This window comes from Coprococcus sp. RTP31081st1_H1_RTP31081_211007 (genome assembly GCF_040227275.1).
In the GTDB taxonomy this organism is placed as follows: domain Bacteria; phylum Bacillota; class Clostridia; order Lachnospirales; family Lachnospiraceae; genus Coprococcus; species Coprococcus aceti.
The window spans coordinates 118,603-144,629 of sequence record NZ_JBEHVP010000004.1 but is presented as its reverse complement, the minus strand read 5'-3'; the positions used below and the strand labels follow the sequence as shown (position 1 = coordinate 144,629).

The window sequence follows — 26,027 nt, the reverse complement described above, 5'->3', positions numbered from 1 at the left end:
TTCTCCTGTCTGTATATTTCTAACTCACTATCTATGCTTTGTTATCCACACTGTCTTCTTCACTGTGGGTCATTATCAACATCTGGGACATATCCGCCACGACAAATTCCGCCTTTCTGAGAAGATCATTTTTCTCCTCCCGTCCAAGCTTCAATATAAACTCAGGCTTTGCCCCCATGACAAATTTCATCCTGCCTGAATAACTCTTAACGAGCTCATCTATCCCATCTACATTTATGTCAGCCCTGTTGTACATGACAAATCTCAGGTCTCCGTCCTTGTACCATATACGGGTTATGAAGCAGATATTTGCATTTGCCCTTAACAGTGCCACATCAAGAAGATTCATTGTCTCGTCAGGGATGTCGCCAAATCTGTCAATGAGCTCATCCACTATGTCATTGTACTCATCCTCATTCTTGATGAGGGATATTCTCTTACAAAGCTCCAGCTTGACAAAGTCGTTTTTGACGTACGTCTCAGGGATGAACGAATCCACCGGAAGGTCTATCTCCGTCTCGTATTCATGGAAAACCTTCTCGCCGCGGAGCTCCCTGACCGCATCATTAAGCATCTTGCAGTAAAGGTCATAGCCCACGACCTCATAGTTGCCCGACTGACTCTCGCCCAGGACGCTTCCCGCACCTCTGATGTTGAGATCCGCCTTGGACACCTTGACTCCCGAGCCGAGATCCGTATATTCTTTTATCGCTCTAAGTCTCTTCTCAGCGACCTCAGATATCATCTTGTTGCGCCTGTAGAACATAAATGCAAATGCACTTCTGTCCGAGCGACCAACTCTTCCGCGTAACTGGTAGAGCTGTGCCAGACCAAACAGGTTAGCGTCGTGTATGATTATGGTATTTGCATTCGGTATATCAAGTCCGGTCTCTATGATGGTCGTGCACACAAGCACGTCTATCTCCTTTTTGTTGAACCGGTACATGATGTCCTCCAGCGTGCGGCCATCCATCTGTCCATGGGCAAACTCTACATTTGCATATGGCACGAGGCTTCTCACATCATCCGCAAATCTCTCTATGCCTTCGACCCTGTTGTACACATAGTATACCTGACCATGCCTTGCAAGCTCTCTGGCAATCGCCTCCCTGGCAAGCTCCCTGTCATATTCCATGACATAGGTCTGTATCGGCCTCCTGTCCACCGGAGGCTCCTCAAGCAGGCTCATGTCTCTGATTCCAACAAGACTCATATGGAGTGTTCTCGGGATAGGCGTCGCCGTCAGTGTCAGAACATCCACATTGGTCTTCATCTCTTTTATCTTCTCTTTGTGATTTACACCGAATCTCTGTTCCTCATCTATTATGAGAAGTCCCAGATTCTTGAACTCCACATCCTTTGAGAGCAGCCTGTGAGTTCCTATGACTATGTCCACCTTGCCCTCTTTCAGCTCTCTGAGTGTAGATTTTATCTCCTTCTGGGTACAGAATCTGCACAACAGTCTCACCGTCACTGGATAATCCTTCATTCGCTCTGTGAACGTCTCATAATGCTGCTCGGCAAGGATCGTGGTCGGCACAAGATACGCAACCTGTTTGCTGTCACCGACAGCCTTGAACGCAGCACGGATCGCCACCTCAGTCTTGCCAAATCCAACGTCTCCGCACACCAGTCTGTCCATGATCTTATGGCTCTCCATGTCCGCCTTGACATCCTCTATGGCCTTTAACTGATCGTCAGTCTCAGTATAAGGAAATGTCTCCTCGAACTCCTTCTGCCACTCGGAATCAGGAGAATAGGCAAAGCCTTCCCTCGCCTGTCTCTCTGAGTACAGCTTTACAAGATGCTGAGCCACCTCGCTGACATGGCCCTTAACCTTGTTTCTTACCTTCTGCCACTCACTGCCACCGAGTCTGTTGATCTTCGGGGCTCGGCTCTCCTTGCTCCTGTACTTCTGGATCCTGTCCGTCTCGGAAGCCAGGACATATAATTTGCCGCCCTCAGCATACTCGATGACCAGATAGTCCTTCAAGGCGCCGTCGACCTCTATCTTCTCAAGCCCACGATAGATACCTATTCCGTACTTCTCATGGACCACATAATCGCCCACGCTCACATCCGAGAATGACTTTACTATCTCCCCGGCACGCGGCAGCTTCTTCCTCGAAGCCTGCGAATGTGATGTCTTGCTGGAGAACACATCTCCCTCACTGACCACGATGAGCTTCATCTCCGGTATCATAAAACCGGCTCTGAGCCTTCCCGGCATGACCGCCATCTCTCTGGCAGCCAGAGCTTTGTCCGGGTCGTTCAGGTAATGACATATGACGTCATTGTCCATGAGGTTATCGACCATTCTCTTCGCACCGACCGATGATGGCGATACGAACAGGACGCTGTATTTGTCCTTCTTCCATTTCTTGATATCAGTAACCAGCGCATCAAAATTGTTCCTGTAGCTGTGAACCTCCCTGCTCTCGATCTCCACGCGGTGAGCATACTTTACACGGTCATCCTCACCCACAAATGAGTCAAAGCCCACAACCTTGTAGCGTCTGCATTTTTCCAGAACATCATCATAAGTGAACAGAACCTTCATCTGCCCCGGGAGGATATATCCCCCCTCCAGCCTATGCGTCAGGCTGCTAAGAAAACTCTTCTCACTGCCATCCGCCTTCTCCGTGACCTTCTTCGTCTCATCTATGAAAATGTACGCATCCTCCGGCAGGCAGTCCACCAGAGACACCGTGTCACTGTAGAAATAATCAACATAGCTGTCCACTCCGTATATCGCACTGAACTCCGTGAGCTGTTCCTTCAGCGTGGCTATCTCGCCCTTTATCCTGGCATACGCCTCCGTCTGAAATGAATCCTTAAGCTTCTTCGCATACGGCTTCAGCTCTGCCTCCAGCCTGTGTATACCTCTGTCGATCCTCTCCTTTGAAAGCACCATCTCTCCCGCGGGATAAATTACAAGTTCATCCACATCCTCTATGGATCTCTGGCTCTCCGCATCAAATGTCTTGATGGTATCGACTTCATCGTCCCACATGTCTATTCTGTATGGACATTCCTCAGTCAGCGGAAATATGTCCACGATACCGCCTCGTATGGCAAATTGTCCCGGCTCCTCCACACTGTCAGTTTTTTCATAACCAAGGTCCACCAGCTTGCCCTTAAGCTCATCCAGATCAAGAGACTGTGCCGCATGGATATTTATCACGTATTTTTTCATATAGGACAATGCAGGTATCTTGTCATACATTGCATCTACCGTGGCTATGATCGTACATGGTTCTCCCGTTGCCAGACGCCGAAGGACCTCCATGCGCCGTCTGGTTATGGCATTGCCGTGGACATCTGCACTGAAGAACAGAATATCCTTTGCAGGATACATATATACATCCCTTCCGTAGAACTTCATATCGCTGTACAGCTCCTCCGCACGCCTGTCGTTATATGTCAGTATCAGGCGCACCGATGCGTCATCACCGAAGCCCTGCATCATGAATACTCTGTCCGTGCCCTCGCCCGTCGTACCTGTCACATTGACAAATCCATCTCCGGATGCAAGCCACTCCTTCAACTCTGTATATATATTCAGTTTTTCAAATGGCTCACCAAGTACACGTATCATTCTCCATCACTCTCAATTAAACTTATTCATAGCTGCAACTGTGCCATCCGCCAGTATGGTCTCCACCGCATCGCAGGCATTACCGCAGCTCTCTCTTATATTCGCCAGATCTTCCTTTCCAAATCTCGACAACACATAATCAGCCAGATCCATGTGATCCGGCTTTTTGCCAACACCCACTCTGATCCTGACAAATTCCTGGCTGCCAACATGCTGTATGATATTCTTCATACCGTTATGACCGCCGGCGCTTCCCTTCTGTCTGATCCTGAGCTTGCCGACGTCAAGATCTATGTCATCGTACACGACTATCAGATCTTCAACCGTGCATTTGTAGAAGTCCATTATCGCCCTTACGCTCTCTCCGCTGAGATTCATAAATGTCTGAGGCATGGCGAGTATGACCTTCTCTCCGTCTATTATACCCTTTCCTATAAGTGCCTTATGCTTTGCAGTGTCTATCCTTATATTATGTCTCTCTGCCAGCTCATCCAGAACCGCAAATCCTACATTGTGTCTTGTTCCGGCATATTTCGCACCGGGATTGCCAAGTCCAACTATGATCTTCATTTGGTCTCTCCATTTTCCTCCACCCAGGTGGATCGTTCTATTGTTATCTGTTCTCCATGATCTTCTCAGCATCTGCAAGCTGCTCCAGGGTGTTGACTCCTCTTATCTGGTCAGCATCGTCCATCGGAACAGCGGAAGCCGGAAGCCCCATTTTCTTTATTATCTCTATCGCATCCGGAAGATAATACTCTCCCTGGGCGTTGTCATTTGATATCTGTGACAGTGCGTCCTGAAGTGCTGCGCAGTCAAATATATACATGCCCGAGTTAACTTCCTTCACAGCCTGCTCCGCTTCGTCAGCATCCTTCTGCTCCACGATCTTTGCCAGGCTGTCACCGTCCCTTATGATCCTTCCATATCCAAATGGATCATCAAGCATCGCCGATATTACAGTTACACCATTCCCGCTCTCCTTGTGGAAATCAAGTGCTTTTCTGAGTGTATCCCCTGTCACAAGCGGTGTATCTCCACAGAGTATGATCACATCCCCATCACGTCCAATAAAATCTGCAGCACACTTTACCGCATGGCCTGTTCCGAGCTGCTCCTCCTGAAGCGCATAGTCAACCTTCACATCGTTGACACTGGCAGCTATGGCTGACTTCACCTCGTCTGCCTTGTATCCAACGATCACACACACCTCGTCTGCACCCGCCTGGCGCGCCGCTTCTATAGAATAATATACCATCGGTTTTCCCATCACCTGATGAACTACCTTTGGCTTATCTGACTTCATTCTTGTTCCCTTGCCTGCCGCAAGTATAACTGATTTTACCATTATTATATCCTCCATATTCTATCTGGATCTAAACAGATACATTCTACTTTATACTATATTTTTTTACAAGACCATATAAAAAGAGCCAATGCTATCAGCTTGGTGACTTACGCCTCTAGCACTGGCTCTGAATGTCTATTTGAGACTGGTATTACTCTTCCAAAGATTCCTGATACTTTGAAAGAATCATACTCTGCAGACGCTCTCTTGTAGCTGTATTGATCGGATGAGCGATATCTCTATATTCTCCATCCGCTGCCTTTCTACTCGGCATCGCGATGAACATGCCCTTCTCACCCTCGATGATCTTGATGTCATGCACAACAAACTCGTCATCGATCGTAATAGAAACAACCGCCTTCATCTTGCCTTCCTTCTCAACACTTCTGATCCTGATATCAGTTATCTGCATCTGAATTACCCCCTTAACCCTGACACACATTGCGATCCCACACGCAACTGTCATTTGTACTACTTATACCGTATGCATCCTACAACGCATATCTGAAATCCTTCTCCACTATTACCTTGATGTCCTCAGGTGTTCCCTGATGTACTGTGTTCGCGCGGAGTGTATCCCTGCTCTCCACGATACAATTCTCGATGATGGAATTATCACCAATGTTGACATCGTTAAGTATGATCGAGTTCCTGATCACACAGTTATTTCCAATGTATACCTTCTTGAATATAACTGAGTTCTCAACGGTTCCGTTGATGATACAACCGCTTGCTATCAAGCTGTTATTTACCACCGCATCTGCATTGTACTTTGCTGGTGGGAGATCATCCACTCTTGAGTAGATATCCGGATGCTGTTTGAAGAAGAAGTCTCTTACGTCCTTCTTGAGGAAATCCATATTAGCTCTGTAATATGACTCCTTTGTTCCTATGTTTCTCCAGTAGCTGTCCATCTTGTATCCGTAAATTCTCTTGACACCCTTATATCTCACGAGAATATCTCTTACGAAATCATTTCTTCCCTCGTTGGCACATGTCTCAAGGAGTTCGATGAGCTGTCTTCTTCTTATGACATATACACCTATGGAAACCGTGTTGGTTCCTGCCACAAGAGGCTTCTCCTCGAAGTCTATGATCCTGCCATCCTCGTTCATCTTGATAACACCAAATCTGTTGATGTCATCCTCGCCCGGTGCCATATCCTTGCATACAACCGTGATATCTGCACCATTGCTTATATGCTCCTCAAGAACCTTGTTGTAGTCGAGCTTGTAGATACCGTCTCCTGAAGCGATAACTACATATGGCTCATGGCTCTCCTTGAGGAACTTGATATTCTGATAAAGTGCATCTGCTGTTCCCTTGTACCAGTAGCTGTTAGCTGCTGTGATGGTAGGTGTGAAGATGAACAGACCTCCCTGCTTTCTTCCGAAATCCCACCACTTGCTTGAGTTCAGATGCTCATTCAGTGATCTTGTGTTGTACTGTGTGAATACCGCTACCTTCTGAATATGAGAATTAGTCATATTGGAAAGTGCGAAATCAATTGCTCTGTAGCTTCCTGTGATAGGCATGGCTGCAACGGCTCTCTTTGCTGAAAGATCTCCCAGCTTATTGCTGTTACCACCTGCCAGAATAATTCCTAATGCTCTCATGTCTACTCACCTGCCTTTATAATACTACCGCCACTCGGAAGTGTTCCGTCCGGATAATCCGAAGGATCTGTGTCACCGAATATTGCAGTGTTCTTACCTATTGTTACGCCCTCAGGTATAACTGAGTTCTCACCTATAGTAACAAGGCCAAATGCGTAGATATTAGGCTTCATCTCATTGACAGCTTCCTCACCAACTCCAAGCTTGGCATTTGCACCAACCTTGACATTCTCGGCAATGATTCCCTTTTCAACATAGGCACCAGCTTCGATCGTAACCCCATTCATTATAATCGAATCCTTAACGACCGCACCCTCTCCTATGGTTACACAAGAGCCTATAACTGAATTCTCAACGGTTCCGTATATCTCGGTTCCCTCTCCGATGATACACTTGGATACCTTTGCCGCTTCATCTATGTACTGAGGTGGTATGGCGTCTGTCTTCGTATATATCTTCCAGAATTCCTCATACAGATTGAACTCAGGAACTATGTCGACAAGCTCCATGTTGGCCTCCCAGTATGAACCGAGAGTTCCTACATCCTTCCAGTATCCCTTGAAATCGTATGCACATATCTTGTTGCCGTTCTCATGGCAGTATGGAATGATATGCTTACCGAAATCGCATCCCGGCTGATCCTTCATGGTAACAAGTGCCTCGCGGAGGATCTTCCAGTTGAATATGTATATACCCATGGAAGCCTTGTTGCTTCTTGGGTTCTCCGGCTTCTCCTCAAACTCTGAGATAATGCCGTCATCATTCGTTATAACTACTCCGAATCTGCTTGCCTCCTCCCATGGAACCTGGTATGTGGCAAGTGTCACATCCGCATTCATGGACTTGTGATAGTCAAGCATGTGTTCATAATCCATCTTGTAGATATGATCACCGGAAAGTATGAGAACATAGTCTGGATTGTAATAATCTATGAACTCTATGTTCTGGTAGATAGCGTTGGCAGTACCTGTGTACCACTCGCTGTTGTTGCTCTTCTCGTATGGTGGAAGCACTGTGACACCACCAATGTTTCTATCGAGATCCCAAGGAATGCCGATTCCGATATGCTGGTTAAGTCTGAGTGGTCTGTACTGTGTAAGTACACCTACTGTGTCAATCCCCGAGTTGATACAGTTGCTCAGTGGGAAATCGATTATCTTGTATTTGCCGCCAAATGCTACCGCTGGCTTGGCAAGCTTGGATGTAAGAACCCCAAGACGGCTGCCCTGTCCACCAGCAAGGAGCATGGCGATCATTTCTTTTTTAATCATGTAAGTCACCTCTCCATGCAAAATTATAAAGACATTATACCATCCTTTTTATAATAATCAAAGTTTTTTATGCATTTTCACAAAAAAAATGCGCATTTTTCGATTTTTTTAAACATTTTTTACTCAGGGTATATATGACAAATGATGTATTTTGTCAGTATCAGGCGATATTTTTTAGTTATTACTTACTTACACTCAATTACATTTCTCATATTTTTCTTATATATTATGTAATTTTCATTTTGCAAACGGATATCTTTTTCATATAATGACTATATCGGAAGAAAATCATACAAAATACAAATGAGGTGTTGAATATATGTCAGAGATATTAGTAAAAGAATACCGTGGAAATATTGTTGAGAATGCACACCGCGGCTCCATCGCAGTTGTGTCATCCACAGGAGATACAATCGCCTACCTTGGCGACATAGAGAAACAGACTTTCATGCGTTCCGCAAGCAAGCCTATACAGGTGCTGCCTACACTGCTGGCAGGACTTCACAGAAGGTTCAACCTCACCGACGAGGATGTTGCCATGTTCAACTCTTCCCACTGGGGAAGCAACCATCATATATTTGTGCTGGAGGAGATCTCGCGCAAGACAGGATTGAATCCCGATGACATGATCATGAAGCCATGCGCTTCCACATCAGCTTCAGCGCTGGCGGCAAAGCTCACCGACAGGTCAAAGCTCCACCCAAGGCAGGGACAGAGCAAACTTCAGCACTGCTGCTCGGGAAAACATTTCAGCCTTATGTTGCTCCAGAGAGAGCTCACCGGTAAGCCGGACGGCTATCAGCGCAAGGATTCCCCTGTACAGCAGCAGATAATCAATTTCATATCCATGCTCAGCCAGACCCCTACATTCAAGATCGGGCTCGGCATAGACGGCTGTGGAGTTCCGGTATTTGCACTGCCACTTAGAAGCATCGCCATGTCCTACGCAAAGCTCATGGATCCATTCAGCCTGTCAAACGAACTCCGGGAGACTATAGACTACAACTTCTCATGCATCCACAAATATCCTGAGAAGATCAACGATTACGGAACACCTTCATATTATATCAACCAGAATCCTGACCTCATAATGAAGGACGGCTCCAGGGGTGTTATATGTATGGCGATAAAGAGCATGAAGCTCGGTATCGCAGTAAAGCTTGAGGACGGATGGACGGATGAATATCAGGGAATGATAATCGCAAACATACTCGAACAGCTCAAGTACGAAAACACTGAACTCATCGAGAAGCTGAAAAACTGCTACACGACCAAGCTGTTCAACGACTGCGGCATTGAAGTGGGTCACTCAGAGGTCGACTTCAAGCTCGATATAGATCCTACATTTTTTGAAAAGCCTGAGGAGTATGTCGACTCCGATTCTGAATTTGGCGACACTGAATCAGATGAAAAATATGACCCTGATCTTGACAGCGCATTTGCTGATGAATACGATCCTGATCTCGACAGTGCATTTGCAGACGACGATACGGATACTTCCATCCACGCAGAACCGATAATTACAGATGCGCTGGATGACGATACGGATGATGAGCAGGAGGAAAATGACAGCAGCTTTGAGATAGACCTTTTCGGAGACGGCAATCTGGTGGATGCCGCCCCTGAGCGCACACCAGAGGAGGAAAGAGAGTTTCGCAACAAGAAGTCCATCCTCGGAATGACAGTTGTAAAGCCTTCGGCCAACAAGACATTTATCAGCAATCCACGCGTGGATCCTATAAGTGTAAACTCACATACAGTTAAGGCGCAGCCGGACACACCTGAATCTGACCAGAAAGACAATTCCGCAATTCCTGAATTTATAAAGAAGGAAATAAAATCTGCAAATATCATTTCACAGAAAAAGAGAGACTGACAGAGCAGATAAGATACAGGCTCTTGGCATTGCCTGCACATACAAAAAGGCCGGTACACATACACCGCATACAATATGCGTTTATGTGTACCGGTCTTTTGCATTTCCCCATCACAGACTTTTCAGGCTGTCCTTACAGGATGGACATATCCCGATGAATTCTAGGTTGTGTGACAGTATGACGAAATCGCTGTCCGCCTCCACGCCCATCTGTGTGATGGAATCCTGGTATGGAAGCTCACTGTCAAATATCCTGTCACATACCTTGCAGCGTATGTGATAGTGATTCTCGGTATTGCCATCAAAATGCTCCATCTTGTCCCCTGAATACACATTCATGACAATTCCCTCATCAACCGCATCAGAGAGCACCCTGTACACAGTTGATTTGCCTATCTTATATCCTCTCTTTTCCAGTTCATCTATCAGGCTCTGGACTGTAGGATGAGTCTTGAGCTCCTTTATAACAGAGTATATGACCTGTTTCTGCCATGTGTTACGCTTCTCACTCATTGTATAGTCCTCCTTCTGGTATTATTATGCAGATATTTAAAGCTGTTCTAACTAACTATTTTTCTTTTAGCATTTCAAATAGGAACAGTTCTCTATAAGAGCAAGATAACACATTTCAGATATTATTTCCACTATTTTTATAATGTACTATGTTCCAGAGCCCCAATTCTATATATACATCTGCTTGTGATCATATATATCACTGTCTGGTGAAGGTATATAACCTCAGTCCATGCTCTGTCCAGAGAGCGGTCTGGTCGTTGTAGCCAGTTCCCGCAAAGTTCGGAGCAAGGTTCACCCCAACGCGGTTAAACACTGCACCGGACGCCTTTACATATTCCTTCTCGCCCTGAAGCTTTACCACCTTGTCTATCGCACTCTGGGTCAGGGAATCAGGTTTCACATGCACCGGCGTAACAGTGTTGATGAGATCTCCCATGAGCTTTACGCTGTACTGCAGGCTTCTGCCCTCCATGACATAAACTGCATTCTCGTCAAGTCCCTTAGTCCGCATATGCTTGTAAGTGTAATTCGGTATCACCTGTCCCTCATAATAGCAGGACACCGCCTCGGAGCCATCCTGGGAAACCGTCATGAACTGGTACTCATTCCTCCGGAGATCTGACACTGTGCCATTCTCGATCCTGTGATATTCGCCGAACTGAAATGTGCGCCTGTGTCTCTTGTAGAACTCCACCTGCTCTTCTATTGCCTCCAGATCTTTCTTCTTCATATCGCACAGATTGCACTCATAGCCCAGCACGCCAAATGCCGCCACTCCGAATCTCGTCTCAAGCGGGGTGACTCTGAGTGTCTGGTGATTCGGGCATCCGGACACGTGACTGCTGACTACCGACATAGGGTAGCCATAGCTGTAACCCGTCTGTATCTCAAGCCTCTCCCTGGCATCCGTGTCATCACTCGCCCATATCTGCGGCATGTAACACAGTATACCGAGATCGAATCTGTTTCCCCCGGCGGCACATCCCTCAAACAATATCTCAGGGAAACGCTCCGTGAGTCTTCCCATGATGTCGTAGAGTCCAAGCACATACCTGTGTCCAAATTCACTCTGCCTGTCAGGCGGCAGCGTCTGGCTGTACCTGTCAGACATAATCCTGTTCATATCCCACTTAACATACGATATATTGGCAGATGAGAACACATTTGTCATGGCTTCCACTATATGGTCTCTCACATCCTTATTGGTGAGATCCAGAAGCATCTGATGACGCCCCTCGGCGTGGCTCTGTCCCGGCACTCTGACCGCCCACTCCGGGTGTGCCCTGTAGAGATCACTGTCCTCGTTCACCATCTCCGGCTCTACCCATATGCCAAAGTCAAGTCCAAGTGCATTTATCTTGTCCGCAAGCTGCTTCACTCCGCCCGGAAGCTTGCTGCGGTTCTCCTGCCAGTCTCCAAGTGAGGATGTGTCATTGTCCCTGTGTCCGAACCAGCCGTCATCCATGACGAACAGCTCTATGCCGCACTTCTTTGCTTCTTTTGCAAGCTTCAGCAGCTTTTTCTCATTTATATCAAAGTATGCGGCCTCCCAGCTATTCAGCAGAACAGGCCTCTCCCGATCCGCCCAGTGGCCTCTGACTACATGTCTTCTGACAAATGCATGCATATGACTGCTGACACCGCCAAATCCTGAATCTGAATATGTCATAACCGCCTCCGGCGACTGGAATGACTGTCCCGGCTCAAGCGCAAATGAAAATCCTTCCGGATTGATGCCGCTGAGTATACGCATACGTCCATATGAATTCTGTTCACAGCTCTCCATATGGTCTCCTGAATATATGAGATTGAAGCCGTAACACTCACCGTGTTCCTCTGAACTGCCGTGCTCAACCACCATGAAGAATGGATTGGCCCTGCTGCCCGAAGTTCCGGTCGACGATGAAACAGACACTCTTCCCTGCCTTACAGGGTGCACCGATCTGTGCATTTCCCTCGCCCAGGCTCCTCCGAAATGTATCATGTCATATTCCTGATACATTCTCATATCAAACTGCATGGACATAAGTCTGTCCACCCGCTCCACGTCATCGCTTTCATTTGTCAGGCGGGCACTTCTGGTTATCACGTCGCAGTCATCCCATGTGACATATATTAGCTCAAGCCTTTGTCTGTAGAATTTGTCCCGGAGGGTTATGGTGAGCTGTGTTACCTCGCCCGCTGTATTCTGTCGCTCATATGCTTGTATGCTCTGCAATCCACCAGCCACACCGCTTCCCACTTCTGTGCCTTGCTGCTCATTTACTGTGTTGAATCTGCCATCTGTCCCCCTATGATATTCCACCGCACACGGAAGTCCTTCAAGCTCATCCCTGCCGTTTTTTATCTCGTATGATTCGTACACAAAGTCGCAGGTCGTACTGCCATTTGCATGGGTCATACAGACAAATGGTTCGCTGACATCCCCCTTGCCGGTTGACGACAGTTCCTGTAGCAGACTTTCTAAGGTAAGTCCACCATCCAGCGCTATGGCATTGCCGGTCTCGAACAGGCTGCGGTCATGTGCCACATCCCAAAGTCCCGCAATATTCTGATCTCCGCAGTCCAGACTCCTGCCACCGTAGTACAGGTGCTCAAGGTGTCCATCCGGGCGCACGCACATGGCATACTGCGTCGACTTTGTCTCCAGTATGAATACCTGATGTTCTTCTATATATCTGATCATAGCGGTTCCTCCTATCTAAGTTTCGTCATGATCTCCTGCATCCTCTCCTCGGTCAGCTTGTATTTCCTGATGAAGAATACAAGTCCTATGATTAGAAGGACTATCGGAACGACCGTCATCATCATGGAAAGTCCCATGAGAGTTCCTGTGCTCTGCTCTATGACTTCCGATGTTCCATCTGCCGGCTGGATAAGTCCGACCCATTTGATCGCAAGTCCGGCAAAGAACACTGCAACTCCCGATGCAAGCTTTACTACAAATGTCTGCATGGAGCATATGACGCTCTCATCTCTCTGCCCATTCTTGTACTCTCCGTAGTCTATGCTGTCGGCAAGACACACAGTTATCAGCACATTTAGAAGTCCGCTTCCCGCAAATACCAGAAGTCCCGGGATGAACAGAACGTACCAACAAGGCACTCCGCCCACCGTCATACGGGTAACACCGGCAAGGCTGCAGGCAAGCAGCATCACATATCCGACGATTTCATATACCACCGAATGTACAAACAGCTTTCTCTTGGACATCTTCTTTCTAAAGAGCGGGAACAGCATCATAGCAAGTATCTGCGCACCGCCGCCAAATGCGGAGAACAGCGCATATCCGCTCTCACTTCCTATGTCATATGTGAAGAAATATATGAGCAGGTTGCTTGTTATATAGAGTGCAGAGTTTACGAGCACGATGGTTATGACCACCGCCAGAGCCTGGTCATTTGTCACCAGCGAATGGAACATCTCACCTATGCCATGGGACTCCACTACTGTGTCACCCTTCTCCTTTACATTTGCCACGCAAATGGCCTCCGAGATGACGAACACCACTGCAACCAGAAGAGCCCACCACTTGAAGCCGATGCGGTAATCCGTGATCTTCAGCTTGTCCGCCGCCAGGGCTGCGCCGCTGATGGCTGGAACTACTATCATAGTAAGCACAGTAGGGATGGCAGAACCCACGCCCGCGCAGGATCTTGCAAGTGCAGACAGATTCTCCCTCTCCTTGCCCGGCTCAGTGATGGCAGGGATCATGGACCAGTACGGAATATCCATCAACGTGTATGTGATTCCCCACAGGAAATATGTCACTGTCAGAAACACCTTCATCCCACCAGCTCCCATGCTTTCCGGCACGGCGAACATCGCATAGAGGACAACCGCATTCAGCACGGTTCCCGAGAATATCCACGGTCTGAACCTTCCCCATCTGCTTCTGGTCTTTGCCACCACGATACCCATGATAGGATCGTTAAATGCATCAAACACTCTCGCCACCATCAGCACTGTTCCTATGAACACTGAGCTGACACCAAGCACAGAATTGTAGTAGTACAGTATATAGCTGGCTACCAGCATATACACCATGTCTTTTCCCACGGCCCCTACTCCGTAGGCTATCTTTGTCTTTTTCTGAAGGCCGCCCGCAGGTGCGCCGTTCTGTGTATTATCCTGTGAATTTTCTCCCATATATAACCTCCTTAAAGGCCTAACCTTTTATATCTGCAAGCCTTGTCTCAAGCCACTTGTCAATATCGTCAAATACCTTATCCCTGCACAGCTCATTCAGTATCTCGTGTCTGCAGTCCTCATACAGATAGCATGCCACATTGTGCGAAACTCTCTTGTGGTATAACTCGTAGAGCTTCAGAACATCCCTGCCGTAATGTCCAACAGGATCCCTGTCACCGGACACAAACAGAACCGGCACATTCTTCGGTATTTTCGCTATGTTCCTGTCCTCCTGTATATAGTGGAGTGTATTGAACAGCGTCTCGTAGCCCTTCAGGGTAAATGAGAACTGGCACAGCGGATCATCCACATATGCATCCACGCGCTTCGGGTCACGGCTCACCCAGTCTTTATTCGTCCTCTTTCTCACCTCACCGTCCACGATAGTGGTCTTCGGGATACCCCTGTTGTATGTTCCAAATGCCAACACTTCCATGAGGGTACTTCTGTATCTCTCGCCGTGCTGACTCTTCTCAAGCTCCAACACAAGTCTTCCGATCTGCAGCATATACTCAGGCATGCTTCCAGTTCCCATGCAGATAAAGCCGTCCACACTTGAGCCCTCCGTGTAAGGTGACGGATATTTTGGATCCCAGCCGTAGTCACTCATGTATCGTCTCGCCATAAATGAACCCATAGAGTGTCCCATCAGGAAGAACGGTACTCCTTTGTATGCCTTCTTCAGACTTCTAGTGACTCTATGAAGATCCGCGACTATTGCCTTGCTCGCATCGTAGGCATTCATATATCCAAGTTCATCCATATTTGCCGCCGTAAGCCCATGTCCCAGATGATCATTTCCTGCAACTACGAAGCCTTTCGCAGCAAGATATCTCGCAAATTCGTCGTACCTGTCTATCAGCTCTATCATTCCATGGGATATCTGAAGTATCGCCCGCACCTCGCCCTGTGGCTCCCACACGATAACGTGCAGCTTGTCCTTGCCATTTGATGATGGTATAAATGTCTCTTTCTTCTTTACCTTATACATAATGTAACCCTCCATTCTCAGTTCTTCATATCCATCGCCAGTTTTACGACCTCATACGCTCCGTCGTATATTCCATCCAGTTTGTTCCGCTTTATGTTCTCACACATATCTGTGAGTATGCTGTCATCCTGCATGAACAGCTTCATCATCTGTAGAGTGTGCGGTATATCACGGCACTCCAGTGTTCCATCTCCGATCTCCGCCGAGTGTATCGCCCCCCACTGCTCATGCCCGCCAACTCTCTTGATGAACAGCTTTGGAACTGGATAAAAGGCCAGCTCAGACGGCTTCGTTATGAGTACATCACAGCTTCTCATGAGAAGGTTGGTGCAGTACACAGCCTCATATATATTCTCATGGCAAAATGCGTGTATTCCGTACACCTCTTCCTTAAGTGCCTTATCCGCAAATGCTGTGGTGTCGCTCCAGTCATCGAAATGTGTAGTGACAAGGCTCTCCATGGCGGGTATCTCTCTCACCAGCTCTTCCCACACGTTCATATAGTCGCCCACATTTACATACAGGACCATGTTGCCCTTATTCACGCTGGCAAGCGCCGTCCTGATGATAGCTGCAAATATATCCTTCTGTGCTCCGGCACCTCCTATGGTGAGAAGGAAACGCATCGGTGCCTTTTTCTTTCTTCTCTCTATTCTCCTGTCGCAGTCCTCCTCTATGGCTGCCACCAGCTCATGGTCTATATAGTGTCCAACGTATCTGATTGAATCACCGGGCATAGGCTTAAGCACCTCGTCGCCCTGCATTCCGTTCAGGGTCCTGTATCCGAGGTATGCCGATCTGGTCTGAACCGTGTGAAGGCTTCCCTCCGCAAGGTGGAGCGCCATAGGCCAGTTGTCAGGGATTGCATTCACCACATGTTTCATCCCTGCATGAACCGCCGCCTGGGCAGGCCACACATGTGTCGCCACAAGCGGGATATCCTTCGGAACATTCCCGAATACGGGTGTCATGAGCTCCGCATTCATCTGATCCGAGGCATTGTATGACAACTTCCTGAAGCCCTCATAATTCATAGGCTCCCACACCACCTTGTTGAAAGCCTTACTCTTTCCAGAGATCCTGGATCCCAGGGAATAGAGCTTATTCTGCGCCTCTATGACCTTTCCTCCAGTGGTCTCACTGTAGGAATTGAGATCCATCCAGTACGGCTTGTATCCCAGATGATTGGCCGCTGATGCTATCGCCATGGATATCCTGTAGTGTCCGAATCCCATCCTGATATTGCCAACTATGATTCCTTTGTCCCTGTCAAACGCCTCACGTTCACCGGCATCCGCATAATCACTGACTCCGCCGTCGATCACAATATTGGAGACACCGAGAGTATCTCCAATATACGGATTCTTCACAACTGCAAGAGGATAATCCACGTCACTGTCATCACCGAATCTTTTTACAAATCTCTCTTTGGAGTTCTCCGCCTTTTTGACGACCTGACCGCTCATCCTGTTGCCAAATACAACCTCAGATCTCTTACCCATAACACAACCTCCTGTCTTTTATATATACCGCCCATCTCGCCCCGGTGAATGAAACCGGCCGCGGGCATCAATTCCATATAATCACTTCATTCATAGCGGTTCCTACTCCTTACAGGATATGCCATCCATAAGTACATCAAGTGTATACTGCACCGCCTCGTCAAATGTAAGTCCCGCGTCTATCAGGACTGTAGTCTCCATGTATTTCTCAAGCGTGGCCTCGAACATCGTCTTGATGACCGGAATCGGAATATTCCTTATAACACCCTCGGCAATTCCGCGCTTCAGAAGCTCTATGGTATTATCCCACTGCTGCTCCATCATTACTCTCACCCGGGCAAATATCCGTGGATATGAATTCTCCAACTGGTATATCTGCCTCCAGTCCAGCTCGCTGTAGCTGTCCGGCATGGCTATGAGTATCGCCTTTATCTTCTCCACAGTGGTCAGGTGGTCGTCATCCATGACCGCCTGCTCACTTCTCTTGATCTGCTCGTATATATATGTCGCCGTGTCAAAGAACAATGATTCCTTGTCCCTGACGACCTGATATATGGTTTTCTTGCTCACTCCAAGTCGCCTTGCCATATCGTCCATGGTGAATTTGAACCCTTTCTCCCGGAACTCCTCTATGGTCGCCTCATATATCCTCAATTTAAGCTGCTGCTGTGCTTCTCCGTCCATAACTCCCTCCTGTCCATCCGTACCTGTCAGCTTCCTGTACATGCTTCCCGCTCAGGAAACTCAGAAACTATTTTTAGTTTTCTCGTTTCCTTAATGATAACATTTCTTTGTAGATATTGCAACAATAAAAATACGTTATCTCGTTTTATGTATAATTTTTGCACAATCAACACAAATCTCAATTATTAGCTGGCGAATAATTTACAGAGTTCTGACACTCACAATTACATTTCTGCTCAGGCGTACCATCTGCCATATAGCAACAATAAAAAATACGGCATCTCCCAAAGCGGAAATGCCGTATAGTACATCATATATGTTCAGTTGGAATCGCGATTTTCCCGAAAAATATTTCTAGATATAATATTTCTGTCTTTGTATCACTCCTATGGCTGCTCCACATCAAGCACATACAGCTCATGGAGTGCTCTCGTACAGGCTATATAGTGCGCATGTCTTGTGACCATGCTTCCGTCGTAGGTTCCGTCCGTCATGACGTACACTGCATCGAACTCCATTCCCTTTGCAAGGAACTTTGGAAGTACGACCACACCGCCCGCATAGACAACCGACTGATTGGTGATGAGCGTCACCTCGGTGTACTCGGAAAGCTGTTTGTACACTTCGTAGGCGTCTGCCTCGTCATTTGTCAGGATTGCTATGTTGTCGTAGGCGTCCATGTCTCCGTAGCTCAGCTTGTCATTTATGAACTCCACAGCTTCATCCAGTGACTCACACTGTATCTCCTCAGGCACCCTGCCGTGTCTCTCCACAGTGTTGCCGCCTACGCCCTCTCCGCCAAGTATACCGTTGCAGAACTCGGTGATCTCCGCCGTGGATCTGTACGACGCGAACAGCTCCTTGAGCTCATAGCCGCCCTGTCCGTTCCTCTTTGCAAATATCTTCGTCAGAACATCCACAACAGTCTCCTCAGGATCATAGAAGAGTACCTGATACCTGTCGCCGAGGATAGTCTTCTTGCAGCCAAACACCCTGTCTATCACCGCATACTGGAATATATTGTAATCCTGCATCTCATCTATGACGAGGTGCTTGATATTGTTGTAGGAATGACATCCGTAGAAATACACCTGCAGGTAAAGTATAGGAAGGATATCCTCATAGCATATCTTTCCATATTCATTTCTGTACTCCGATATACCCGGATATTTCTTCTCCATCTCCGCCAGGAATCCAACATACAACTCAACCAGATTCCTCTCTGCAAATAAATTTACCATCTGCTTCTGTATCTGCCTTGCCAGATTACGCTTCTTCTCGTCCGGGAACTCCTTTGGTGAATTATCCTCCACCCTGTCTACTATGAAGTATGCTATGTTCTCGAATCTCTCATACACAGGTTTTCTTGCAAATCTTCCATTGAACATGGCAGCTATATCCTCGCCTGTATACTCCACCTTCTGATAGTGGAAATTTCTGAACTTTATACCTGACACATACCTGTCCAGATACTCATTGAAACTGTCGTAGAAAGAGATGGACGACTTGACCTTGATATTTCTCATCCTCTGGTTGTCCTGATCGCCGCTGTCTATAATGAACTCCGACTGATCCAGCTTGCTCTCATATTCCTCCTCTATGAAAAGAAGCTCCTCAAGCAGACTGTCAAATTCCTTCTCAGGCACACTGTTCTCCTCGAGCTCCGGGAGAACCTCTGATATATAATCGCCAAATATACTGTTTGGAGACAGTATCATGACATTGTCACTCTCAAGTGTCTTGTAATTGTACAACAGCCACGCCAGTCTGTGCATGGCTATGACCGTCTTGCCGCTTCCGGCGCGGCCGTCCACTATAAGGTTATACGCCGTGCGGTTTCTTATGATCGCATCCTGCTCCTTCTGTATGGTAGCCACCACATTTTTCATCTTCACACCACTGTTGCCGCCAAGGGCCTCCAGCAATATGGCGTCGTTGATGTTGGAGTCAGTATCCACCGCGTCTTTAAGTCTGCCATTTGACACCAGAAACTGTTTCTTCTCCACTATGTCTCCAGAAAACTCGTCATCTTCCATGTCATCCACATGGACATTGTAGGATGCCGGTCCCTTTTCATAAGCATAATACATAGAGGATACAGGTGCTCTCCAGTCGTACACAAGCTGCTGCCCATTCATATCTGACTGATAACCGCTCATACCCACATATACCGTGAGATACTCTTCGTCATCTTTATATTTGAATACAAATTTGCCAAAGTACGGCACCTTCTTCTGGTGCTCATACACCTCCAGGCGCTTCGCAGCTCTTCTGAGGAACGCCTCATCATTGTTCACCGACTGCATGTTCTGCAGGAACTCCTCGTCGTCCATGTCTCCATGGCTGTCACGCATGTACTTCTTCTGTTCCTTTATATTGTCCTTTCCAAGCTCCATGGAACCCTCAGTTATACTGATGCTGTAGTCGAGCTCCATCTCCACATTGTCAAAATAATCCTCTTCATCCTCCATCGTGGAGATCTTGTATCCTTCCAAATCCTTATTTTCTGCCATCTTATCTGCCTTTCACTATTTTACCTTTATGCGCTGTACACTGCTCCAACCGCCATGAATGGTCTTGCCGCCAACTCTTCTGTAGGTTCTCATCCTCACATAATAATATTTTCCTGAGAACAGAGAGCTTATCCTGCGTCTGAGTTTTGTGGACTTATTTATCGTTGCCACCTTATATCTGTCAAATTTCGACGATGTACTGTACTGAATCTGATACCCGCTGACATACCTGACCTTGTTCCATGTTACATCCATCGTCTTTCTGGAATTTGATCTGACCGTTTTCGCCTTGCATCCCGGCATCCTGTACAACCTGACCCCCGCAGTATCATACGAGCTTGCAGAAGTACCCTTGAACGCCTTGACCGTGTATGTATAGTTTCTGTAATTAGTCATATTCTTATCGACAAATGTGAGCGTTCCCGCTGACAGCACCTTGTACTGCTTCCATCCGTTCTGCCCCGGTGCCTTGCGGTATATTTTGTATCCACTCGCGCCCTTTACTTTGTTCCAGGATACCTTCACGCCGGAATATGCATTCTTCACGTTGTACTTCGGCTGGGTAAGTCTGACCAGTGCCTTTGTAGCCGCCGGCTGTCCCTCGGCCGTGCCGTTCACGCCCCTCACCGCATATCTGTATCTGATTCCAGCCGCCGCAGTCTTGTCAGTGTATGTTCTGACTCCTGAACCTTTTATCTCAGCTATACATTTGTATGCGCTTGTCGCAGTTTTCCTGTATATCTTATACCCACTTGCATTATCCGCCGAAGTCCACGACAGTCTCAGTCCATCCTTCGCATTTCCAAGACTTTCCACCGCACAGGTTCCGACCTTTGTCTCCGGATGTTTTCCGCCAAATGTATTAGCAAAATAATCCGCCATGTATGGACAACCGTAACCGTAGTATTTATCCTTTCCCGCTGTTCCCAGATCCACGGAATATGAGATAAGTCTATTCTTCAACTGGTCACTGTCAAGCTCTGGCTCCGCCAGCTTCACGTAGGCCGCCGCCGCTGATATATGCGGAGCCGCCATGGATGTTCCTGAAGTGGAAAACCCATGATTTGTTCCGGTCTTCCACGCCGATGTTATTTTCGTTCCGGGAGCGGAAAAATCTACGGCATTTCCATAGTAAGAATAGCTATCGTCAAATTTCACCGCATCCGTCGATATCATGTCTGCTGTCTCCTCCGTTCCAGCCTTCTGCATAAGCCCCGACACTGTTATCACATCACTGCTGTCCGCAGGATATGACACACCTTCCACGTCGCTGATCTCCCAGTTGTTCACAGTGCTATTCGTATTGCCTGCTGCCACACACATGATGACGCCATCTTCTTTTGCACTTTTTAACAATTCGTCAAGCTTCGACCTGGTGTTGTCACTTGCATTTTTACCATAGAAGCAGAAGCTCATATTGATCACGTCCGCACCGCTGTCAAGCGCAGCCATGATTCCCTGCTGTACCGTTGACACTGTTGTTGCTCCCCGGCTTGTGAAACATTTGATGATCGTGAGCCGGACATTGTCCGGTGTCGCATCCGCTATTATACCCGCCACATGACTTCCATGTCCCATGTTGTCTCCGTAGTCGCTCCGGTCTTCGCCCTCGCAGCAGTTCATACTTCCTTCCTCATTTATCCTGCCTTCAAACAGAGTATCCGAGGAATTAACTCCGGTATCTATGACCGCCACATTTACCTTAGCATCCAGCTTGTACTCTGACACCTCCGCCTTGAGCCTGTCCATTCCCATGTACCTTGTGCCCCAGCTTACAGCCTTATATGTCTCCGATGCGGCAAGCATGGCATCAACGTTCCGCTGTGCAGCATACGAATTTGAATCCAAATCTGAATCCGCTAGCACATCTTCTGAATATATGACCTGATCAAGCATACATTTGTCAGGCTCGTACTCTTCCTGAAGCTTTTCGTATGCCTGTTTCGTCGCTTCCTCGGTATCGTAGCCAAGCACATAGTAATCGTATTTGTCATAACAGATGACTGTTGTCGCGCCATAGGTCTCCGGCACTTCATCTGTATACAATATGATCCTGCGAAGACTGTATATGTCGGCTGACTCACTGCTGTACATTGCCGTGGCGTCGACATCCGCTCCCCTATCCATCACATCGGCCGAGTTTACCACATCAGCTTCGTCCATGGAATCTCTAAGCTCTGACACACTGGTTACGTATTCTACATTTTCATAATCCTGCGCGTACACCTTGGTATATGTGCCAGGCGCTGCCAGCCCACCTGCCAGCACCACACAGGCAATCAGGTACGACCACCTTTTCCTTCTCACCTATATTCCTCCTGTATATAAAAACAGCTCTTTAAACCACATAGTTATCTTTTAGTATAACATAAATGTGCCGCAGATGGTGAGTAATATCTGTAACCCAAAGCCTCCACAGCACATATTTTATATCAGAGGTATATAAACCTCTGACAACACAATACGGAGGTAAAGTAATGGCAACATTCACTAATCAGGCAACTCTGTCCTACAACGGAGGATCCACCAATTCCAATATCATAACTGGAGAAATAATTGAAGTCCTCACAGTCTCCAAGACGGCTGTGGTGGACACCTACCGAACACCGGATAAGATCACGTATGTGATAAGTCTCATCAATTCCGGAACTACCACACTCACAGGTCTGTCTCTCACAGATAATCTGGGAGCATATGCAGTGGGAAATACAACAGTATATCCTCTCACATATATTCCGGATTCCATCAGATACTACACCAATGGAACTCTGGTAGCCGCTCCGGCTGTCGGTGCTGCAGCTCCGCTGACACTCACTGGAATCTCCGTTCCAGCGGGTGGAAATGCTACTATTATATATGAGACAACAACAAATGAATTTACACCTAGAGGCAATGAGGATTCCGTGACCAACACTGTTACAGTAACCGGCGCAGGACTTACCAACGCAGTCACTGCAACTGAGTCGGTTTCCCCTGTTGTAGCTCCCGATCTCGCCATCACAAAGTCTGTGAGTCCTAGCATAGTTGCAGAGAATGGTCAGATCACTTACACCTTCCTTATAGAGAACTACGGCAACACCGAGGCATCCGCAAGTGACAACGTCATCATCACAGATACCTTCAATCCGATTCTCACCGGAATCACTGTGGCATACAATGGAAATGCATGGACAGCGCCAGCCAGCTACACCTACAATGAAGCAACAGGCGAGTTCGCAACAGTTGCCGGACAGATCACTGTTCCAGCGGCAACATTCACACAGAATACAGCCACAGGAGTCATCACCACAACACCGGGAACAGCAACCGTGACTGTCACAGGAACCATCTAGCTGGCATGAGCCTGTCCGGGTCGACAACCTGACAGCTTTGGGAACATTTCCCACAAAATAGCAAAAAAAGAAAATTTTGTGCTCAAACTCCCGGATTCCCACTGAAAAGATACACAACTTCTAATCCATGTATCCTTTTCAGGGATTCGGGGGATTTACAGCACAAAATTTTCTCTTTTTTCAATATAATACCTGAACACAGCTTGACACATCACTCCACATTCTTGAGCGCCTCGTCCATAGGAATCTTCTTTATCCTCTTCATCTGCAACAGTGAGATCACCAGATAGCAGGTAAAGCTGAGCGCGAACATGAGTGGGAATATCCATGGTGCCATGTATATCGGCATCCAGCCGCTTAGCATATCTATCAGCATTGCCCTGTATATCACCTTGATCGACAGGTAACTGAGCAGTATATCGAGCAGTGTCACCACCGCAACCATGACAGTTGTGGATGACAGATACAGCTTACTGATCTCCTTTGTGTCATATCCCAGTATCTTAACCATGGATATGGACACCGTGTTCTTCTCCACTATTAGTTTTGTGAGCAGATATACGAGAAGCATGAACATAACAAGTGAAAATACAACCACTATGTAGAACATACCTCCCATGGACTTGGTGAGCTGTCTGGACACCTTTATCATATCATCCTTTGTGATCTCTGACACTACATGATCCTCTATATCGGTCAGCTTGTCATTCGAGAAATAGCCGGTGAAGTAATCCTCGTCCTTGTCAAATATTTCTCTGAAATCACCCTCTGTCACGAACACCGCAAGGGCTGCCGGATACACCACAGAACCCGTCACCTTGAGCTCATATGTGTCATCAGTATAGCTCTCCTTGAGCTCAAGTTTGTCGCCATCAACTATCTCATATTTGTCTGCGTAGCTGTCAGATACCAGCACATCTCCGTCGTCCAGCTTAACCGGGAAATATTTACTGTCCGAGTGTATTCCATACACCATGATCTCATCATCTATATCTCCGGTCGTCCTTAGCGTCTTCATACAGTAGGTTTCCGCATTATTATTTGCCGTCTCCACCTGTGAATCCAGAACATACTGGTGGTCAGCTACCATATTATCCAATATGTCATTCTGATAGTGCTTCAGCATAGGATTCAACATAAGTCCGAACATCAGAAGAACCTGTGCGAAGTAAATTCCAAGAAGCATGACCACATATCCTGGAATGTTCTGAAGTATGACACGGGTCTTGAACCTTGTCATGAACTTCCAGTGAGGCAGCTTCACCGCCTTCTTTCTCTTTGATCTGCTGAGATCATGCCTCAGGAACCTCAGTGGTGAGAGCTTCAGTTTGCTGTTTACCACTAACAGGTTCACAACGATCATGATTATAAGAGGTATGACTGTGGTAAGCACAAATGCATCGGCATTCCAATACGTCACATACTTAGTGAGGGAATAGCTTCCATAGTAAAGCTGCGCACCCATATCCTTAAACACCGAATAGCCCAGCACGTTTCCCACCACTGATGCCACAAATGTAACTATGACAGGAAGTGATATGTAGTGAATAAGCAGCTCGCCCTTCGTATATCCTGAAGCCCTCAATGTTCCAATAACCGACGCTTCCTTTGTCAGAGTGTTGCTGATGGTTACCGCAAATATAAATGCAAGTATAACTATGACGATGTATTCAAACCATTTCATCATATTTGTATCACTGCCAATATCATTCCCTGCAAAGTTGATCGCCTGGTTCTGATACCTTGGAATGTAGTTCTCCACCATAATGCCGTTCATGACCGCCTGTGTATACACAATCTCAAGAAGGTCATCCGCCAGCTTTTTCTCATCGTTCTCCTCATCCGGCATTCCATCATCGTACATCCATGAATACGACCAGGTCTTATTTTTCTCTGGAAGATCATCAAATTCCTCATTTGACACAACCGCAATTCCGAATATCGTGGCATCAAACATGGTATCATTGTTGTTCTGGAACATGGTACTGTAGTCGGAGAGTGCCACAAATCCGCACACGCTGTATACCTTGTCACCCGCTTTTATATCATCACCGATCTCTATATCGTTGTTCACCGCATACATTCTGTCAATGGCGATCTCATCAGTTCCTACAGGAAATTCACCATCCATCAGGCACATTTTATTTACATCGTGTCTTGGTGCGAATATCCTCAGTGTCCTTCCCCCATCATCTGCAGCATCATTTACAGAATTCACCGTATCATCTTTTGTCTCTGCATTGCCTTCCACATTACCACTATTGCCATCAGAGTCTGATCCGATTTTACTCATAGGCAGTTCATAATACGACATATCATAGAGCTTCACGCCCTCATCCTCTATATTGCCCTTCATATTGTCTGACGCCTCATCCGACAGATCAAAATGTCCATCCTCCACGTTGTATTTGTCAAATGTATTGTCGTAGGTTTTCTTCATGCTCTCACCTGCAACCATGAAGCCCGACACCATTCCCGTCGTGATGACCATGAACAGGAATATGACTATATATTTTCCAAGCTCTTCCTTCAGTTCCTTTGGAATTCTTCTCCACAATGGATTTCTCATAACAGATCCCCTTTCCTATT

General features: G+C 47.1%; 17 protein-coding genes. 2 read left to right on the top strand and 15 right to left on the bottom strand.

Annotated elements, in window-relative coordinates; all coding sequences use genetic code 11:
- Window positions 1-31: 31 nt before the first annotated feature.
- The 6 genes from mfd to ABUA31_RS08510 all read right to left on the bottom strand — a co-directional run bounded on the left by mfd (window position 32) and on the right by ABUA31_RS08510 (window position 7,833).
- The gene (gene mfd, locus ABUA31_RS08535) at window positions 32-3,598 is read right to left on the bottom strand and encodes a transcription-repair coupling factor (protein WP_117550884.1); all 3,567 of its coding nucleotides are present in this window, start codon (window positions 3,596-3,598) and stop codon (window positions 32-34) included.
- 12 nt (window positions 3,599-3,610) lie between these two features.
- Complete coding sequence (gene pth, locus ABUA31_RS08530) at window positions 3,611-4,168, bottom strand: aminoacyl-tRNA hydrolase (protein ID WP_015533697.1); 558 nt, start codon at window positions 4,166-4,168, stop codon at window positions 3,611-3,613.
- Between the two features lie 43 nt (window positions 4,169-4,211).
- Window positions 4,212-4,946: a sugar phosphate nucleotidyltransferase gene (locus ABUA31_RS08525; RefSeq protein ID WP_022217273.1), complete on the bottom strand. Its 735-nt coding sequence runs from the start codon at window positions 4,944-4,946 to the stop codon at window positions 4,212-4,214.
- 151 nt (window positions 4,947-5,097) lie between these two features.
- Window positions 5,098-5,358, bottom strand: coding sequence for a septation regulator SpoVG (spoVG, locus tag ABUA31_RS08520; protein WP_015533695.1), 261 nt, complete (start codon window positions 5,356-5,358; stop codon window positions 5,098-5,100).
- A gap of 79 nt (window positions 5,359-5,437) precedes the next feature.
- Window positions 5,438-6,562, bottom strand: a complete 1,125-nt coding sequence (glgD, locus tag ABUA31_RS08515) for a glucose-1-phosphate adenylyltransferase subunit GlgD (RefSeq protein ID WP_022217271.1) — start codon at window positions 6,560-6,562, stop codon at window positions 5,438-5,440.
- Between the two features lie 2 nt (window positions 6,563-6,564).
- Window positions 6,565-7,833, bottom strand: a complete 1,269-nt coding sequence (locus ABUA31_RS08510; RefSeq protein WP_022217270.1) for a glucose-1-phosphate adenylyltransferase — start codon at window positions 7,831-7,833, stop codon at window positions 6,565-6,567.
- Between the two features lie 319 nt (window positions 7,834-8,152).
- Between ABUA31_RS08510 and ABUA31_RS08505 the strand changes: the two genes are divergently transcribed.
- Complete coding sequence (locus ABUA31_RS08505; RefSeq protein WP_349818784.1) at window positions 8,153-9,709, top strand: asparaginase; 1,557 nt, start codon at window positions 8,153-8,155, stop codon at window positions 9,707-9,709.
- A gap of 111 nt (window positions 9,710-9,820) precedes the next feature.
- Here the strand turns inward: ABUA31_RS08505 and ABUA31_RS08500 are convergent, their stop codons facing one another.
- From ABUA31_RS08500 to ABUA31_RS08465, 8 genes are all read right to left on the bottom strand, one after another.
- The gene (locus ABUA31_RS08500) at window positions 9,821-10,222 is read right to left on the bottom strand and encodes a Fur family transcriptional regulator (RefSeq protein ID WP_015533691.1); all 402 of its coding nucleotides are present in this window, start codon (window positions 10,220-10,222) and stop codon (window positions 9,821-9,823) included.
- Window positions 10,223-10,421: 199 nt separating this feature from the next.
- Window positions 10,422-12,911, bottom strand: a complete 2,490-nt coding sequence (locus ABUA31_RS08495; protein ID WP_349818785.1) for an alpha-galactosidase — start codon at window positions 12,909-12,911, stop codon at window positions 10,422-10,424.
- A gap of 11 nt (window positions 12,912-12,922) precedes the next feature.
- A complete protein-coding gene (locus ABUA31_RS08490; protein WP_349818786.1) occupies window positions 12,923-14,374 on the bottom strand; it encodes a glycoside-pentoside-hexuronide (GPH):cation symporter in 1,452 nt (483 codons plus the stop codon).
- 19 nt (window positions 14,375-14,393) lie between these two features.
- The gene (locus ABUA31_RS08485; protein WP_015533688.1) at window positions 14,394-15,407 is read right to left on the bottom strand and encodes an alpha/beta fold hydrolase; all 1,014 of its coding nucleotides are present in this window, start codon (window positions 15,405-15,407) and stop codon (window positions 14,394-14,396) included.
- Between the two features lie 17 nt (window positions 15,408-15,424).
- Entirely contained in the window at window positions 15,425-16,909 is a 1,485-nt protein-coding gene (locus ABUA31_RS08480) for a DUF6937 domain-containing protein (RefSeq protein ID WP_349818787.1), read from the bottom strand.
- Window positions 16,910-17,011: 102 nt separating this feature from the next.
- A complete protein-coding gene (locus ABUA31_RS08475; protein WP_243869271.1) occupies window positions 17,012-17,593 on the bottom strand; it encodes a TetR/AcrR family transcriptional regulator in 582 nt (193 codons plus the stop codon).
- Between the two features lie 386 nt (window positions 17,594-17,979).
- Window positions 17,980-20,106, bottom strand: coding sequence for a HelD family protein (locus ABUA31_RS08470; protein ID WP_161172081.1), 2,127 nt, complete (start codon window positions 20,104-20,106; stop codon window positions 17,980-17,982).
- A gap of 15 nt (window positions 20,107-20,121) precedes the next feature.
- Complete coding sequence (locus ABUA31_RS08465; protein ID WP_349818788.1) at window positions 20,122-22,413, bottom strand: S8 family serine peptidase; 2,292 nt, start codon at window positions 22,411-22,413, stop codon at window positions 20,122-20,124.
- Window positions 22,414-22,583: 170 nt separating this feature from the next.
- Here ABUA31_RS08465 and ABUA31_RS08460 point away from each other — a divergent pair, with 170 nt between their 5' ends.
- Window positions 22,584-23,438, top strand: coding sequence for a hypothetical protein (locus ABUA31_RS08460; RefSeq protein WP_349818789.1), 855 nt, complete (start codon window positions 22,584-22,586; stop codon window positions 23,436-23,438).
- A 211-nt stretch (window positions 23,439-23,649) separates the two neighbouring features.
- On the opposite strand, the gene ABUA31_RS08455 is transcribed toward ABUA31_RS08460, so the two are convergent.
- Window positions 23,650-26,007 (bottom strand): FtsX-like permease family protein, encoded by a 2,358-nt coding sequence (locus ABUA31_RS08455; RefSeq protein ID WP_349818790.1) that lies wholly within the window; start codon window positions 26,005-26,007, stop codon window positions 23,650-23,652.
- Between the last annotated feature and the right edge of the window lie 20 nt (window positions 26,008-26,027).